Annotated in this window: 13 protein-coding genes; 7 read left to right on the plus strand and 6 right to left on the minus strand. The window is 40.2% G+C overall.

The window, feature by feature from the left end; translation table 11 throughout:
- Window positions 1–115: 115 nt before the first annotated feature.
- Together ESA94_RS06095 and ESA94_RS06100 are read right to left on the minus strand one after the other, a co-directional pair.
- Complete coding sequence (locus ESA94_RS06095) at window positions 116–1,042, minus strand: bifunctional metallophosphatase/5'-nucleotidase (protein ID WP_129129939.1); 927 nt, start codon at window positions 1,040–1,042, stop codon at window positions 116–118.
- A complete protein-coding gene (locus tag ESA94_RS06100) occupies window positions 1,032–1,778 on the minus strand; it encodes a 5'-nucleotidase C-terminal domain-containing protein (RefSeq protein WP_129129940.1) in 747 nt (248 codons plus the stop codon). The genes ESA94_RS06095 and ESA94_RS06100 overlap by 11 nt, the downstream gene beginning before the upstream one ends.
- A gap of 143 nt (window positions 1,779–1,921) precedes the next feature.
- Here ESA94_RS06100 and ESA94_RS06105 point away from each other — a divergent pair, with 143 nt between their 5' ends.
- From ESA94_RS06105 to ESA94_RS06115, 3 genes are all read left to right on the plus strand, one after another.
- Window positions 1,922–3,547: an NAD(P)/FAD-dependent oxidoreductase gene (locus ESA94_RS06105; protein ID WP_129129941.1), complete on the plus strand. Its 1,626-nt coding sequence runs from the start codon at window positions 1,922–1,924 to the stop codon at window positions 3,545–3,547.
- Window positions 3,548–3,629: 82 nt separating this feature from the next.
- On the plus strand, window positions 3,630–4,565 hold the full coding sequence (locus ESA94_RS06110; protein ID WP_129129942.1) for an ABC transporter ATP-binding protein: 936 nt from the start codon (window positions 3,630–3,632) through the stop codon (window positions 4,563–4,565).
- Window positions 4,566–4,574: 9 nt separating this feature from the next.
- Window positions 4,575–5,906, plus strand: coding sequence for an ABC transporter permease (locus ESA94_RS06115; RefSeq protein ID WP_129129943.1), 1,332 nt, complete (start codon window positions 4,575–4,577; stop codon window positions 5,904–5,906).
- A 57-nt stretch (window positions 5,907–5,963) separates the two neighbouring features.
- Here the strand turns inward: ESA94_RS06115 and ESA94_RS06120 are convergent, their stop codons facing one another.
- Entirely contained in the window at window positions 5,964–6,359 is a 396-nt protein-coding gene (locus ESA94_RS06120) for a carboxypeptidase-like regulatory domain-containing protein (protein ID WP_129129944.1), read from the minus strand.
- Between the two features lie 162 nt (window positions 6,360–6,521).
- Between ESA94_RS06120 and ESA94_RS06125 the strand changes: the two genes are divergently transcribed.
- Window positions 6,522–6,812, plus strand: coding sequence for a hypothetical protein (locus ESA94_RS06125; protein ID WP_129129945.1), 291 nt, complete (start codon window positions 6,522–6,524; stop codon window positions 6,810–6,812).
- Here the strand turns inward: ESA94_RS06125 and ESA94_RS06130 are convergent, their stop codons facing one another.
- Both ESA94_RS06130 and ESA94_RS06135 read right to left on the minus strand, forming a co-directional pair.
- Window positions 6,813–7,760, minus strand: coding sequence for an NAD(P)H-dependent flavin oxidoreductase (locus ESA94_RS06130; RefSeq protein ID WP_240670998.1), 948 nt, complete (start codon window positions 7,758–7,760; stop codon window positions 6,813–6,815). It lies immediately after the preceding gene.
- A 111-nt stretch (window positions 7,761–7,871) separates the two neighbouring features.
- Window positions 7,872–8,864: a sugar phosphate nucleotidyltransferase gene (locus tag ESA94_RS06135; protein ID WP_129129946.1), complete on the minus strand. Its 993-nt coding sequence runs from the start codon at window positions 8,862–8,864 to the stop codon at window positions 7,872–7,874.
- A gap of 258 nt (window positions 8,865–9,122) precedes the next feature.
- Here ESA94_RS06135 and ESA94_RS06140 point away from each other — a divergent pair, with 258 nt between their 5' ends.
- The 3 genes from ESA94_RS06140 (at window position 9,123) to ESA94_RS06150 (ending at window position 12,009) form a co-directional block, all read left to right on the plus strand.
- A complete protein-coding gene (locus ESA94_RS06140) occupies window positions 9,123–10,403 on the plus strand; it encodes a serine hydroxymethyltransferase (RefSeq protein WP_129129947.1) in 1,281 nt (426 codons plus the stop codon).
- Window positions 10,404–10,421: 18 nt separating this feature from the next.
- Complete coding sequence (locus ESA94_RS06145; RefSeq protein ID WP_129129948.1) at window positions 10,422–10,832, plus strand: DUF4293 family protein; 411 nt, start codon at window positions 10,422–10,424, stop codon at window positions 10,830–10,832.
- 178 nt (window positions 10,833–11,010) lie between these two features.
- Complete coding sequence (locus tag ESA94_RS06150; protein WP_129129949.1) at window positions 11,011–12,009, plus strand: T9SS type A sorting domain-containing protein; 999 nt, start codon at window positions 11,011–11,013, stop codon at window positions 12,007–12,009.
- Here ESA94_RS06150 and uvrA read toward each other — a convergent pair.
- Window positions 12,006–14,834, minus strand: a complete 2,829-nt coding sequence (uvrA, locus tag ESA94_RS06155) for an excinuclease ABC subunit UvrA (protein ID WP_205755915.1) — start codon at window positions 14,832–14,834, stop codon at window positions 12,006–12,008. The genes ESA94_RS06150 and uvrA overlap by 4 nt on opposite strands.
- Window positions 14,835–14,927: the final 93 nt, after the last annotated feature.

The raw sequence follows: 14,927 nt of genomic DNA on the forward strand, positions 1-14,927 counted from the left end.
TAATAGTGTTCCTGTTGTTTCTCTCGTGCATTTTTCTATAACGATTAACATTATAAAAAAATTAGGGGGGACGGCGAATATCAACACTTTTTGTGGAAAAAAAAATTTTTTATTCTTATGTTTTTTTACCAACCGAAATTGATTTTGCCGAAGCCAGATTTTTCTTTTTGTACCGCATAAATTCATAGTCTAAACGACCCAACCGAATGCCTCCCCAACCTACCTGATTAATCAACACGTCTTCACCTTTTTTATTTTTTGCTAACATCGGTTCATCCAGAAAGGTATGCGTATGCCCGCCAATGATAAGATCTACATGCTCTGTTTCTTTTGCAAGAATCACATCGCATATCTTATTTGAATTTTCACGGTACTGATACCCTAAATGCGACAAACAGATAACCATATCGCAACCTTTTGTACGTTTTAAAAACTCAGCTGTTTCGTTGAGCTTCTGCACAGGATCGAGATACTTGGTGTTGCCTGCAAGATTATCCGGTACCAATCCCTTCATTTCAATACCAACTCCTGTTACGCCTATTTTCAATTTACCTTTTGTAAAAATTTTATATGGAGCCGATTTTTGCTCCATAGCTGTTTGTGTAAAGTCGTAATTACATAATAATACAGGAAAGCTTACCTGCTTTAACTGAGTTGCAAAATTTTCAAGCCCTGCATCAAAGTCGTGATTCCCCATTGTGCATGCATCATATCCCATCATTTGCATGGCTTTCATTTCCGGTTCACCTTTATATAAATTAAAGTAGGGTGTGCCTTGAAAAATATCGCCGGCATCAAGTAACAACACATGTTCTTCTTCTGCCCTTATATCGCTTATTAATTTTGCCCTTGCCGCTATACCTCCGGCACCTTCGTTGCGGCTGCCATCCATTGGAAAAGCTTCCAACCTGCTGTGTACATCATTTGTATGCAGAATAACCAACCGTTGTACAGCTGCACCTTCTGCAGTTGCCCATTGACCTGCTAATACAGCTGCTGTACTTAGCGATGTATGTTGTATAAATTTTCTTCTACTCAGCATTTGTTACTCTGTTTAATACGGTTACCGTAACAGGTTTTCCCTGTTTTGAAAATTCCTGTACATATTCTATTAATGCATCACGCAGCAGTATGCCTTTATTCATTTGCGGAATAGCTTTCAGCATTTCACTGTTATCTCCACCATTTGCTACATAGTCCGAATTTGCAATTGTATATGTTGCAGAAAGATCCAGCGTTTTTCCTCCAATCAATATATTTTCTGCTTTCCCTTTTTTAATAACCATCGACATGCCAGATAGTGGCCAACCACCTCTACCTGCTATATGATCTAAGAATTGCTTCAATACAGCTCCCTTTACTTTTTGTAAGATGATGATGTTATCGAAAGGCATCATTTCAAATATCTGACCTCTTGTTAAGTTACCGGCCTTAACGTATGGAATGCGTATGCCGCCGTAGTTTACAAAAGCAGCATCAATTTTTGTTTCATAATATTTTTCGGCTACCGATAACATTGCATCGGCCATAAAATCGCCAAGCAAACCTTCGGGCTGTCGTTTATCCATATCAACTGCCAACTTTCCAACAACTGTGCTCATACTTTTATTTACACTATCTGTATAAGGTTGTAAAAAAGTAATAAACGATGAGTCTTTGGAAGTATTGGTAACACTGTACCCTTTGTATTGCACAGCAGCAGCCTTATAAGCGGTGCTGCAAGCTATCAAAAAACAAATAAGAAGGAGAAAACTGACTAACCCGGTAATTCTTCGCATGTACTTGTGTTAACTCTTGGAAGATAGTTTTTTTTACAGGCAGAAAAAAATGTTTTTACCGTTGAAATGTAAAATTTTTCTCCATTGCACTTACCAGTATCTTTGCCTCGAATCATAGTTTTTAGGTTAACTGCCTGACACATATGCAACAACAAATTACACTTCGCTTATTGCCCTCGTTGGCTGCAGACAGTACTGCAATAAAAAAAGAAATTGCAAACGTTACAGGTGTTGCTTGCGAAGCAGTTTCGGGTTACTACATTCAAAAACAATCTATCGATGCACGCAGCAAGCAAGCTTATATAAATCTTACTCTACAGGCATTTATTAATGAACCTGTACAGGATCGACAGGGAGTTGAATTTACTTTTCAAAATGTGCACAATGCTTCAAAAAAAGTTATTGTTGTTGGTGCGGGCCCTGCAGGTTTGTTTGCAGCACTTCGTTTAATTGAAGCAGGCATTAAACCCGTTATTATTGAAAGAGGAAAAGATGTGCGTGCAAGAAGAAGAGATCTTGCTGCTTTAAACAAGCAAGGCGAAGTAAATCCTGAAAGTAATTATTGTTTTGGCGAAGGTGGCGCAGGCACATACAGCGATGGCAAATTATACACACGCAGCAGTAAGCGTGGAAGCATTGATCGTATTCTTCAACTCTTTGTACGCTTTGGTGCAGAAGAAAAAATATTATACCAAAGTCATCCGCATATCGGCACCAATAAACTGCCGCATATTATTACTGCCATGCGTGAATTTATTATTGACTGTGGTGGTGAAATTCATTTTGAAACAAAGCTTACCAATTTTATTGTTGAGCGTGATGTGCTAAAAGGCATTGAGATCAACCATGTCGAGAAATTATACGCCGATGCTGTTATTCTTGCAACCGGCCATAGTGCAAGAGATATTTTTGAATTGCTGCATGAAAACAAAATTGCAATAGAAGCAAAGCCTTTTGCGTTGGGTGTTCGTATTGAGCATCCGCAATCGCTCATCGATTCTATTCAATACCGTTGTTCGGTTCGCAGCGAATTTTTACCGCCAGCTTCTTATAGCTTGGTTGAACAGGTACAAGGCAAAGGTGTATTTAGTTTTTGCATGTGCCCCGGAGGTATTATTGCACCTGCAGCAACATCGCCCGGCGAATTAGTAGTAAATGGCTGGAGCCCATCTAAACGTAACAATGCATTTGCCAACAGTGGTATGGTGGTAACAATTGAAGTGAAAGATGCAGTTGAATACATTAAAAAACAATCCCGAAAGCTTTCGGGACCAAAAACCAAAATCCAAATAGATGAAAACGATCCACTATTGCTGATGAAGTTTCAACAAGCAATCGAACAAAAAGCGTTTGTTGCCGGTGGGGGAAAATTTGTAGCTCCTGCACAACGCATGGCAGATATGTTCGACCGGAAAACATCTTCTTCTCTCCCCGATTGTTCCTATTTACCCGGGCTTAACAGTGTTGATCTTCGTCAGGTTCTTCCGCCATTTGTTTTTGATGATCTTCGACTTGGTTTTAAAGCGTTCGGACAAAAAATGCGTGGCTACTTTACAAACGAAGCGGTAGTGGTAGCAACAGAGTCGAGAACTTCATCGCCGGTTCGTATTCCCCGTGACAATGAAACGTTACAACATACGCAGATCAAAGGACTATATCCTTGCGGCGAAGGTGCGGGTTATGCAGGTGGCATTGTAAGTGCTGCAATGGATGGCGAACGTGTGGCTGCAATGATTGCTGCAGTGTCTGACGCATCAAAGAGCGCCTGATACACTTATCCATCGCTAACCGAACTTAAAATTTCTTCTTTACCTTGTAACAAATGCTGCAAGCGGCACTCTAATACATTGTATGAATACCATTTTAGAAATTCAGAACCTGAAGAAATATTTTTCTTCGCAAAAAGCTGTTGACGATATCAGCTTCTCCATTGAAAAAGGATCCATCTTCGGTTTACTCGGACCAAATGGTGCAGGTAAAACAACCTTGATCCGTATGATAACGGGCATCTTTTATCCTGATGCAGGTACTATTTTACTGAACGGCAAAAAATTCGACCCGGTAAAAGATGTGATCGATATTGGTTATATGCCCGAAGAACGTGGCCTGTATAAAAAAATGAAAGTAGGCGAACAGGCCATGTACTTGGCCCAACTGAAAGGCTTAAGCAAACAGGAAGCATTTACCAAAGTGAAATTCTGGTTCGAACGGTTTGAAATGGGTAGCTGGTGGAATAAGAAAGTGGAAGACCTGTCGAAAGGTATGGGACAGAAATTACAATTTGTAACAACAGTACTGCACGAACCAAAACTCGTAATTCTTGATGAACCCTTCAGCGGACTTGATCCTGTAAACAGTAATTTGATTAAAGATGAAATTTACAACCTGGCGCAAAAAGGCACCACCATCATCTTCAGCACACATCGTATGGAACAGGTTGAAGAAATTTGCGATCATATTGTGCTTGTAAACAAAGGCAATAAAATTCTCGACGGCAGCGTAAAAGAAGTAAAGCAACAGTTTAAGCAACATATTTTCAATGCAGAGTTAAATAAGTTGCCGGCAGCATTGCAACACCCATCGTTCAACATTGTTAAGCAGAATGGTAATAATCTTACATTAAAAATCAACGAAGGTTATCAATCGAACGATATACTGCTGCATTTCATTAATCAGCAAAGTATAATTGTAGCCTACCACGAAATACTTCCTTCGCTCAACGAAATTTTTATTCGCCTGGTAGAAGGCACACCTACATCACGCCAATTCCAAACAGTTACTGCTTAAACTTTTACTATGAACAAGATCGTCATCATCATAAAACGGGAATACTTAACCCGTGTACGTAATAAAACATTTCTGCTTTCAACCTTCTTACTGCCGTTGGTAATGATGGTTTTTATTTTTGGCTCAGCCTACCTCGGAGCCAAATCCATCAAACAATATAAAATTGCTGTAAAAGACGAAACCGGTTTGTACAAAAACAAATTGAAAAACAGCGATGCTGCATTTTATGGTTATCCTGAAAACGTAAACATGAGCAATTACCGTAAAGATGGTTACGATGGTTTGCTGCTGGTTTATTCAAAAGACAATACCAATGCAGATTCGGCACGGCTTTATTCAGAAAAAGAATTAGGTCTTGCAACAGACGAAGCTATTAAAAAGCAATTGCAGAAAATTAACGAAGAACGCCTGTTGCTTGCAAAAGGTGTAAGCCGTGCCATCCTCGATTCAATTCATGCACAAAGTGAAGATGAAGACTTACTCAACTATCGCTCTTACAAAGTATCGGGTGCCGAATTAAAAGAAGGCAACAAAAAACTCAGCAGCATTGTTGGTTTCATCAGTGGTATTATTATTTACATCACCTTGTTTATTTATGGCGCTTCGGTAATGCGTGGCGTAATGGAAGAAAAAACAAATCGTATTGCCGAAGTAATGGTAAGCAGTGTAAAACCTTTTCAGCTGATGTTGGGCAAAATTATCGGCATTGCTGCAGTTGGTTTAACACAATTATTATTATGGATCATCTTAATTGGTTTACTGATGAACATTTTGCCGCTGATCATGTCGCCCGAAATGATGCAACAGGCACAAAACGGGCAGGCAATACCGGGCGGTGCTGCACAAAGCAGCAGTGTTGCCAATATGATTGCTCAAAGTACAGGTGTAGATATTGCAGGCGCTAACTGGCCATTGATCATTGGTTGTTTCCTGTTTTATTTCCTCGGAGGTTATTTATTCTATGCATCTTTATTTGCTGCAGTTGGCAGTGTAATTAATGAAGATCCGCAGGAAGCTCAATCGTTGATGTTGCCGATTACCATGCCTATCATCTTTGGATTCATCATGCTTACGTCAACTATTCAAAATCCATCGGGGCCACTGGCATTTTGGGGAAGCATTATTCCGTTTACTTCACCAATAGTAATGATGGGACGCATTCCTTCCGGTGTTCCGGAAAGCGTTCCTTACTGGCAATTAGGTTTATCGATGGTATTGCTGATAGCAGGCTTTTTCTTTACAACCTGGCTAAGTGCAAAAATTTACCGTACCGGTATTTTGATGTATGGTAAGAAAGCAAGCTGGAAAGAGATGATCAAATGGGCTATAAAAAAAGCATAACCTTTCTGCATAAAAAAAATCCCCCGGTAAACACCGGGGGATTTTTTTATTTAAAACTTAAAAAGAATGAATTGTGATGGGCGATATAAGCGGTTCGTGTATTTCTTCTTCGGCTTCTACCACTTCAAATTCCAGTTTTAAAACCAAGCCTTCTTTTACAAGGATGGCTTCTTTTTTACTTGCACGATAACCAACTTTATCAATGACGATTGTGTGTTCTCCAACAGGTACGTTGTTGATCTTAAAATTACCGTTTGCATCGGTTACGATCTCTTTAAAAAACGATGCTTTGCGGATTGTAGCACTAAAGGTTACGTTAGCCACAGGCTTTTTGGTTTCCGCATCAATTATTGTTCCTTGTACAGTACCGGTTTCGGTTCCTTTATCAGCAGTTGCATACGCACTAACAGAAATACCAGTCATGAGGATCGTTGCAATCAATAGTTTCTTCATAACAATGGTTTTGATGGTGATGATGACAGGAGTTTAAAGTTACACTATCAGAACTGATTTTTTCAAACTTTTATGATGGCCCTGCTTGTTAAATTGTTCTGAAAATCAGGCTGACCTTTCAAATCTACGAATATTATCGTAATATTTGAACAAATATTTCTTATGCCTTATCATCTTACAACAACAAAAAAGATTTTACTGATCACCGTTTTGTGTGCAGCACTTCTTTGGTCGAACGCCAGCCAGCTTCACCGGCTATGGTTATTAACAAACTGCGAAACCGAAACACTTGTGCAAATTGAAGAAATGCCCCTGCTTTTGCATCCGGAAATGTTGGAACCCGGAATTTCAATTCCTGCTCCGGAACTTGAATTAATGGAAGAGAAACTATTACAAAAAGAAGAGTTGCTGAAAGAGTTAGAACAGAAGCTGGAAAAAATAACGATCGAGTAATTAAGTGTGAAGCGGGTTTTGCAATGCGTTTAAAAATTCCTGCCAGATATTTTGAGTAATTGTTGCAGCAGGTAAAATGTCGTCGAGCAAAGCACTTACTTGTCCAATTTCGAGTTCACCTTCCTGTAAATTTCCTTCAAACATTCCTTTTTTGGCTCTTGCACGACCAAGCAACTGCTGCATTTCTTCTTTGGCTGCTCCACGTTGTTCGGCTTCCTGTACCTGTTTGTAAAATTCGTTTTTAATTAAACGAACAGGAGCAAGTTGTTTTAAGGTAAGCACTGTATCGCCTTCGTTGCTTTTGATAACCGCTTGTTTGAAGTTCGTATGGCTGCTTGCTTCTTCACTTGCTACATAACGACTTCCTATCTGCACCCCATCTGCACCAAGCACCATGGCTGCCAGCATTTGTCTGCCTGTTGCAATACCACCCGCTGCAATAACAGGAATATGCACAGCTTTTCTAACAGCTGGAATTAACACCAATGTTGTTGTTTCTTCACGGCCATTATGGCCACCTGCTTCAAAACCTTCTGCTACTACTGCATCACATCCTGCTTCCTGCGCTTTTAAAGCAAACTTACTGCTGCTTACTACATGCACAACAGTAATACCCTGTTCCTTCAGTTTAGCAGTATAAGTTTTAGGATTACCGGCGCTTGTAAAAACAATCTTTACTCCTTCTTCAATAATGATGTTGATGTGTTGATCAAGATCGGGATAAAGTAACGGTACATTTACAGCAAAAGGTTTGGTAGTGGCTGCTTTACATTTTTTAATATGTTCACGCAAAACTTCGGGATACATACTACCACTGCCAAGTACACCCAAACCACCTGCATTACTTACTGCACTTGCAAGCCGCCAACCACTTGCCCAGATCATACCTGCCTGAACAATTGGTTTTTCAATACCAAAAAGTTGCGTAATGCGGTTGGAAAACATCATAAAGAAGATTCTGAAGAATTAGTAAACGTACAAGCAAGCTAAGCAAAACAGTTAGCAACTAAGACGATGCTGCCTTAAACGATAAACCCGAAACCACAAACTTCAAACAGCCTACCCCAGATCAATTTCTGTATTGTCGCCAATGTTGAGGCTTCTTGTTTCGCCTTTTACTTCTGTATCGCTGCCAATCAAACTTTCTTCCAGTACAATATCAAACAGGTCGGCATACGAACCAATGATCGACTCTTTAATAATGGAATAGTTGATGGTGGTATTATCGCCCACTGCCACATTCGGACCAACAATAGAATTGCGTATTTCGCAATTTTTACCAATGCTTACAGGTTCAACAATAATTACATTTTCAAACCTGTGATCGGGAGAAATAGATGTGCCGAATTTTTTAAGCAATGTAGCATTCGACTCCAGTAACGAATCTTTATTACCGCAATCGAACCAGTTCAACACTTTAAACGATTGAAAGGTTGTACCCTTTTCGATCATGCATTGTAATGCATCTGTTAAACTGTATTCATCTCTGTTCTTCACCCCTTCCCGAAAATTTGCTTCCAGGCAATCGAACAGCATATTGGTTTCAATGATCTTGTAAATACCAACCAGTGCCATATTGCTTTTTGGTATATGCGGCTTCTCTACTACTTTATGAATAAGGCTTTCCTCATCAACTTCTGCCACACCAAAATTGCGTGGATCATCTACCTTCTTCACCGCCAGCATTGAAACATTGCTCTGCAACACTTCTTTAATATTGTATTCGCAAATGGTATCACCAAGTACGATCATCACTTCGTCATGCTGCACAGCATCTTTTGTAAGTAAGATGGCGTGCCCCAAACCCTGGCGTTCGCCCTGGTTTACAAACGTGCTGTTGATGGTTGGAAAAGTTTCCTTGATGTAATCCTGAATTTTTTCGCCCAGGTAACCGGTAATAAAAATAAAATCCTGCACACCGGCTTCCTGCAACTGTTCAACAATAATGCTGAGCACAGTTTTTCCCGCAATAGGAATGAGCGCTTTGGGTTGAGTATATGTATGTGGCCGCAGTTTGGTACCTGCACCTGCCACAGGGATAATTGCCTTCATAATCTATCGTAATCTGCTACCGAAGCGGCTAATGTAGCACATTTTAACTGAACGAATGTAAGTTCATCTGCAAATACTGTTTATAAAATTTACAAACGAATTAGGTACAGCAAAGCTTGTGGTTTATTTTTGCCCCGCCAAACAGAACGTTTTTGTTTGTGGTACGGGCAGTAGTGCTTTTATCGGCTGTTGTTGCGTCGCACACTTCAGCGTTTTGTTCTTCGGGCAGCAATCCATCAAATAAACGAACAACTTCACATGCAAAGGGACACAGTCATTTTCAACCTCATCAACCAGGAACTTCAGCGTCAGCGTCATGGCATTGAACTTATTGCTTCAGAAAACTTTACCTCATTGCAGGTAATGCAGGCCATGGGCAGCGTATTAACCAACAAATATGCAGAAGGTTATCCCGGACGCCGTTATTATGGTGGTTGCGAAATTGTGGATCAAACCGAACAATTAGCCATCGATCGTTTAAAAGAAATTTTCAACTGCGAATATGCCAACGTTCAGCCCCACAGTGGTGCGCAGGCAAATGCAGCCGTTTTAAGTGCTATTCTTCAACCCGGCGATGATATTCTTGGTTTGGATCTGAGCATGGGTGGCCACTTAACACATGGTTCTGCTGTAAACTTCAGCGGTAAATTATACAAACCACATTTTTATGGTGTGGTAAAGGAAACAGGTATTGTTGACTATGAAATGCTCGAAACAAAAGCAAGAGAAGTAAAACCCAAAGTGATCATTTGCGGAGCAAGTGCTTACAGCCGTGATTGGGATTATGTACGCATTCGTAAAGTTGCCGACGAAGTTGGCGCTTTTGTTTGGTGCGATATGGCTCACCCTGCAGGTTTAATTGCTAAAGGATTGCTGAGCTCACCTTTCGAGCATTGTCACTTTGTAACATCTACCACACACAAAACATTGCGTGGGCCACGTGGCGGTATCATCCTCATGCATAAAGATTTTGAAAATCCGTTTGGATTGAAAGATGTAAAAGGCAACATTCGCATGATGAGCAACCTGCTTGACCTGGCAGTATTCCCAGGGCAGCAAGGCGGGCCGCTTGAACATGTAATTGCAGCAAAAGCAGTTGCTTTTGGCGAAATCCTCAGCGACGATTTTACAGCTTATGCCAAACAAGTGCAGGTAAATGCGCAGGCAATGGCAGCATCGTTTGTTAAAAGAGAATACCAACTCATTTCAAACGGTACAGATAATCATTTGATGCTGATAGATCTTCGTAATAAAAACATCAGCGGTAAAAAAGCCGAAGGCGTTTTAGGTAAAGCCGATATTACTACAAACAAAAACATGGTTCCGTTCGATGATAAGAGTGCATTTGTAACAAGCGGTATCCGTACTGGCGTTGCAGCAATTACATCACGTGGTATGAAAGAAGAACACATGGATTTTGTAGTTGATGTAATTGACCGCAGTTTGATGAATGCAGACGATGAAGCAATTCTTGCAGGCATCCGTAAGGAAGTAAATGCATTTATGGAACAGTTTCCTTTATACCCCGAATTAGGCTAAGCTTAAAGCATACAAACAATGATTCAACGCATACAAACCATTTGGTTATTATTGGCTGCAGCAGCTTCTTTTGCCAGCTTAAAGCTTTCATTTTACAGCGGCAAAAAAGATGCTGTTTTGTTTGAACAGTTAAGCGGCAGTACAGGAGGCTTTTTATTATTGGTACTTACTGTTGCAGTAGCCTTACTTGCTGTGGTAAGCATCTTTCTGTTTAAAAACCGTAAGCTGCAAATGCGCTTGTCGCTTGCGGGACTGGTATTGCAGCTTGCAGTATTGTTCCTCTATATTCAAAAAACAGCAGTATTTATTGAAGGTAATTACACGCTCACTTCTGTTTTTAGTTTTGTAGTGCCGGTATTCTTTCTACTTGCAGTATTAGGTATTCGTAAAGATGAGAAGTTGATAAAGAGCATGGACCGTTTACGCTAAACAGCTTTTTTAAAATAATGAAGCCGTTGCAATTTTTGCAGCGGCTTTTTTATTTCGTAAAATTTCTCGTAGTTATACGTTTTAGGTTTCACAATTTACCCCTACCAAATAACGGGCGTTAACCCTATATATAAAATAAGGAGTTACCCTTATTTTTGAAATCCAAAATCCATACTCCGTGAAACCAACCGCATTAATCATTCTTTTCCTGCTAAGTACTATACTTATGTATGGGCAAAGGAAAACAGCTATCGGAAACTCGGGTCAAGGCTGGTCTGTAGCCAGTAACTGGTCGCCTGCAGCAGTTCCGCAAAGTGGAGATACCGTTGTTATACCTCTAGGTGTTGTTATGAGTGTTAAAACCAACGTGTACAGCACTGCTCCCGATCTTGTAATTCTTGTTTATGGCACATTAAACTTCCTTTCCGGCGGTAAAATTAACCTTGGCACCAACTCAACCATTACAGTGTATATGGGAGGTTTCCTCACAAGCACAGGTTCGCCTTCTGAAATTATCAGCATTGGTGGTGTAACAAAATTTAAAGGCAATGTAGATGGAACAATTATTGGTCCTGCCAGGGCCACCAGTTCTTCAAGCGTATCGCCAAGCGGATTTTCTGCAAGCATTTTACCTGTTAAATTTGAGTCCTTCATCGTTCGGCTTTCTCCACAAAAACACGCAGTGGTTTCCTGGACTGTTTCAGCAGAAAGCGATATAGCGGAATATGTAGTTGAAAAGAGCAGTGATGCAAGAAACTGGCAACGTTATTCATCTGTTGATGCAAAAAATAATTCTTCGGCCAGCTATACTTACAGCGTTACCGATACCCAATTGTCGTTGGGAAAAACATATTACCGTGTAATAGGCAGAAGTGTTACAGATACTTATTACTACACTTCCATTGAACAGGTAGAAGATAAAAGTACGCAGGCGCTGAGCATTTATCCTAACCCGGTTTCTACAGTAGCGAAAATAAGAACACAAACTACTCTTGCTGATGGTGTTCTTTCTGTTAACCTGTACAACCTTTACGGTGCAAATGTTCTTTCGCAGCAATACAAAGCAGGCACAGGGTATATTGAACTAAACATACAACAGTTGCCAAAAGGAAGCTACACTTTAGTTCTTTGCACAGAAAAAGGAGCACGTTATAATCATCAAATGATCATCCGCTAAATAAACTTTGCTGTTTGGCTGTTCTTCTGTTTAGTAAGATCAGCCGGCAGTCCTGCAAAAACAAGTGTTCCGCCAGCATCACCGGCTTCGGGGCCAAGATCAATCACCCAATCGGCCCGTTTAATCACATCTGTATTGTGTTCAATCACCAATACCGAATGTCCTTTCTCAATTAATGCATGAAAGCTTTTCAGGAGTTTATTAATATCGTGAAAATGCAAGCCTGTTGTTGGCTCATCAAAAATGAACAGAATATTTCCCTGCCCGTTACCACGGCCAAGAAACGATGCCAGTTTTACACGTTGCGCTTCACCACCACTTAAGGTATCACTGCTTTGTCCAAGCTTTACATAACCTAAACCAACATCACTTAACGGCATCAGCTTCTTTACAAGATCTTTCTCAGCACGGAAGAAATCAATTGCTTCATCTACACTCATTTCGAGTACATCATGAATACTTTTATCGTTGTACTTCACTTCCAGTACTTCTTCTTTAAAACGTTTACCTCCACATACTTCACAAGTAAGATGTACATCAGCAAGGAATTGCATTTCTACAATCTGTTCGCCTTCGCCTTTACAAGCATCGCAACGGCCACCATCCACATTAAATGAAAAATGTTTTGGTTGAAAGCCACGTATTTTACTTAATGGCTGACTGGAATAAACATCTCGTATTTCATCGTATGCTTTAATGTATGTAACGGGGTTACTGCGACTGCTTTTTCCAATAGGATTCTGATCGACCATTTCAATCTGTGCAATGGAGTCAATATCGCCACTTAGTTGTTTGTGCATACCTGCTTTATCGCCAAACTCGCCTTTTAGCTTACTGAGCGCAGGATAGAGAATATTTTTAACCAAAGTTGTTTTACCACTACCGCTTACGCCGCTTACAACACACAATACATTCAGTGGAAATTCTGCGTTGATGTTTTTTAAATTATGTTGGCGGGCACCTTCCACTTTAATACTGCGGTTCCATTTACGAGGTTTGCCGAAATCATGTATCTGCAATTCAGCACTCAGGTAGCGGCCTGTTAAACTTTTTTTATTGCTGATGATGGCATCGTAGTCGCCTTCTGCAATTACCTCACCTCCTAAATGACTGGCCAGCGGCCCCATGTCGATAATGTAATCTGCTTCACGCATCATCATTTCATCATGCTCAACTACAACAACAGTATTACCAAGGTTGCGCAATTCTTTTAATACACTGATGAGATTGGCTGTATCTCTTGGGTGCAAACCAATGGAAGGTTCATCGAGTATGTATAAAGAGTCGGTAAGATTGCTGCCCAACGATCGTGTAAGCTGTATGCGTTGACTTTCGCCACCGCTCAATGTATTGGCTAAACGGTTCAATGTAAGATAACCAAGCCCCACATGAAGCAAGGTTTGTACACGATTATTAATTTCAAGCAGAATGCGTTTGGCTACACCTTTATCATAATCGCTTAGCTTCAGATCATCAAACCAAATTTTTAATTCCTTTACCGGCATTTCGCATAGCTCGCCAATATGCTTATCACCAATTTTAATATATAATGCTTCTTTGCGTAAACGATAGCCGCCACAATCAGTACAGGTTGTACGTCCACGATAACGGCTTAACAAAACACGGTATTGAACTTTGTATAAATTCTGTTCAACTTCTTTAAAGAAATCATCAATACCCAATGCAGTACCTACGCCCTTCCATAATTGTTCGTATTGCTGTTTGGTTAAATCAATAATTGGCTTATGAACAGGAAAGCCTGTTTTTGCGGTTGCTTTAATAAACTGTTCTCTCCACCAGCCAAGCTTCTCCCCTTTCCATGGTGCTACTGCAGCTTCGTACACACTTAAACTTTTATCGGGAATAACAAGATCTTCATCAATACCCAACACCTGGCTGAAACCTTCACAAACGGGGCAGGCACCATAAGGATTATTGAAAGAAAATAAATTGGGAACAGGCTCTTCAAACTTTATTCCGTCCAGTTCAAATCTGTTCGAAAAATGCTGCAACTGTTTTCCGTCAACTTCAAGATAAACATCTCCTTCGCCTTCGAAAAAAGCAGTACCGGCGCTATCGCCTATACGGTGTAAATCATCTTCATCAAATTCTTTAGCCACTAAGCGATCTACCAATACATGCATTACCGATTTTGCACTGTCCGCATCAAATAAAAGTTTTAAGTCTTTTTCGGTTTGTTCCAGCAACTCTTCAATGTGCAATATTTCTCCGCCTTCTGCTTTCGCTTTCGCTGAAACATTTTTTTTATATACTCTCGTAAATCCTTTTTGCAGCAAAATGTTCAATTCTTCTTTAATGCTTCGTTTTGCATGCATCGGAAATTTTACAAGCAGCAATATCTTCAACCCTTCTTTACAATTCTTAATTGCATTTACAACATCGGTTACATCATCTTTCTTTACTTCTCTGCCACTAACGGGTGAAATTGTTTTACCTGCACGTGCAAACAACAGCCGCATGTAATCATAGATCTCTGTCATACTGCCCACAGTACTGCGTGGTGTGCGGGTAATTACTTTCTGTTCTATAGCAATAGCAGGGCACAAACCTTTAATGTAATCAACATCAGGCTTGTTCATCCGGTTTAAAAACTGGCGGGCATAAGCACTTAAGCTTTCGGCATAACGGCGTTGACCTTCGGCATACAGTGTATCAATTGTAAGCGATGACTTACCACTGCCCGACACACCTGTTACCACCACAAACTTGTTGCGTGGAATTTTTACAGAAACATTTTTGAGATTGTGTACACGTGCGCCTTTAATGAAAATGTCGTCCTTTTTTAAAGGAGCGGATAAATCCATTCCCTTTTTTTTAACCGCTGTAGCCATAGAAAACAAATTTAGCAGAATAACAGATGGCTTACGAAAAAATGCTAAAATTTATAGGAATGGAAC

Origin of the sequence: Lacibacter luteus, from assembly GCF_004118265.1 — a bacterium.
GTDB classification, from domain to species: Bacteria; Bacteroidota; Bacteroidia; order Chitinophagales; family Chitinophagaceae; genus Lacibacter; species Lacibacter luteus.

Excerpts from the sequence above, each read along its gene's own strand:
- ESA94_RS06120 (WP_129129944.1), bottom strand. The coding sequence starts at position 6,359 with ATGAAGAAACTATTGATTGCAACGATCCTCATGACTGGTATTTCTGTT.
- uvrA (WP_205755915.1), bottom strand. The coding sequence starts at position 14,834 with ATGGATTTATCCGCTCCTTTAAAAAAGGACGACATTTTCATTAAAGGC.
- ESA94_RS06110 (WP_129129942.1), top strand. The coding sequence starts at position 3,630 with ATGAATACCATTTTAGAAATTCAGAACCTGAAGAAATATTTTTCTTCG.
- ESA94_RS06135 (WP_129129946.1), bottom strand. The coding sequence starts at position 8,864 with ATGAAGGCAATTATCCCTGTGGCAGGTGCAGGTACCAAACTGCGGCCA.
- ESA94_RS06105 (WP_129129941.1), top strand. The coding sequence starts at position 1,922 with ATGCAACAACAAATTACACTTCGCTTATTGCCCTCGTTGGCTGCAGAC.
- ESA94_RS06130 (WP_240670998.1), bottom strand. The coding sequence starts at position 7,760 with ATGATGTTTTCCAACCGCATTACGCAACTTTTTGGTATTGAAAAACCA.
- ESA94_RS06140 (WP_129129947.1), top strand. The coding sequence starts at position 9,123 with ATGCAAAGGGACACAGTCATTTTCAACCTCATCAACCAGGAACTTCAG.
- ESA94_RS06125 (WP_129129945.1), top strand. The coding sequence starts at position 6,522 with ATGCCTTATCATCTTACAACAACAAAAAAGATTTTACTGATCACCGTT.
- ESA94_RS06145 (WP_129129948.1), top strand. The coding sequence starts at position 10,422 with ATGATTCAACGCATACAAACCATTTGGTTATTATTGGCTGCAGCAGCT.
- ESA94_RS06095 (WP_129129939.1), bottom strand. The coding sequence starts at position 1,042 with ATGCTGAGTAGAAGAAAATTTATACAACATACATCGCTAAGTACAGCA.
- ESA94_RS06100 (WP_129129940.1), bottom strand. The coding sequence starts at position 1,778 with ATGCGAAGAATTACCGGGTTAGTCAGTTTTCTCCTTCTTATTTGTTTT.
- ESA94_RS06115 (WP_129129943.1), top strand. The coding sequence starts at position 4,575 with ATGAACAAGATCGTCATCATCATAAAACGGGAATACTTAACCCGTGTA.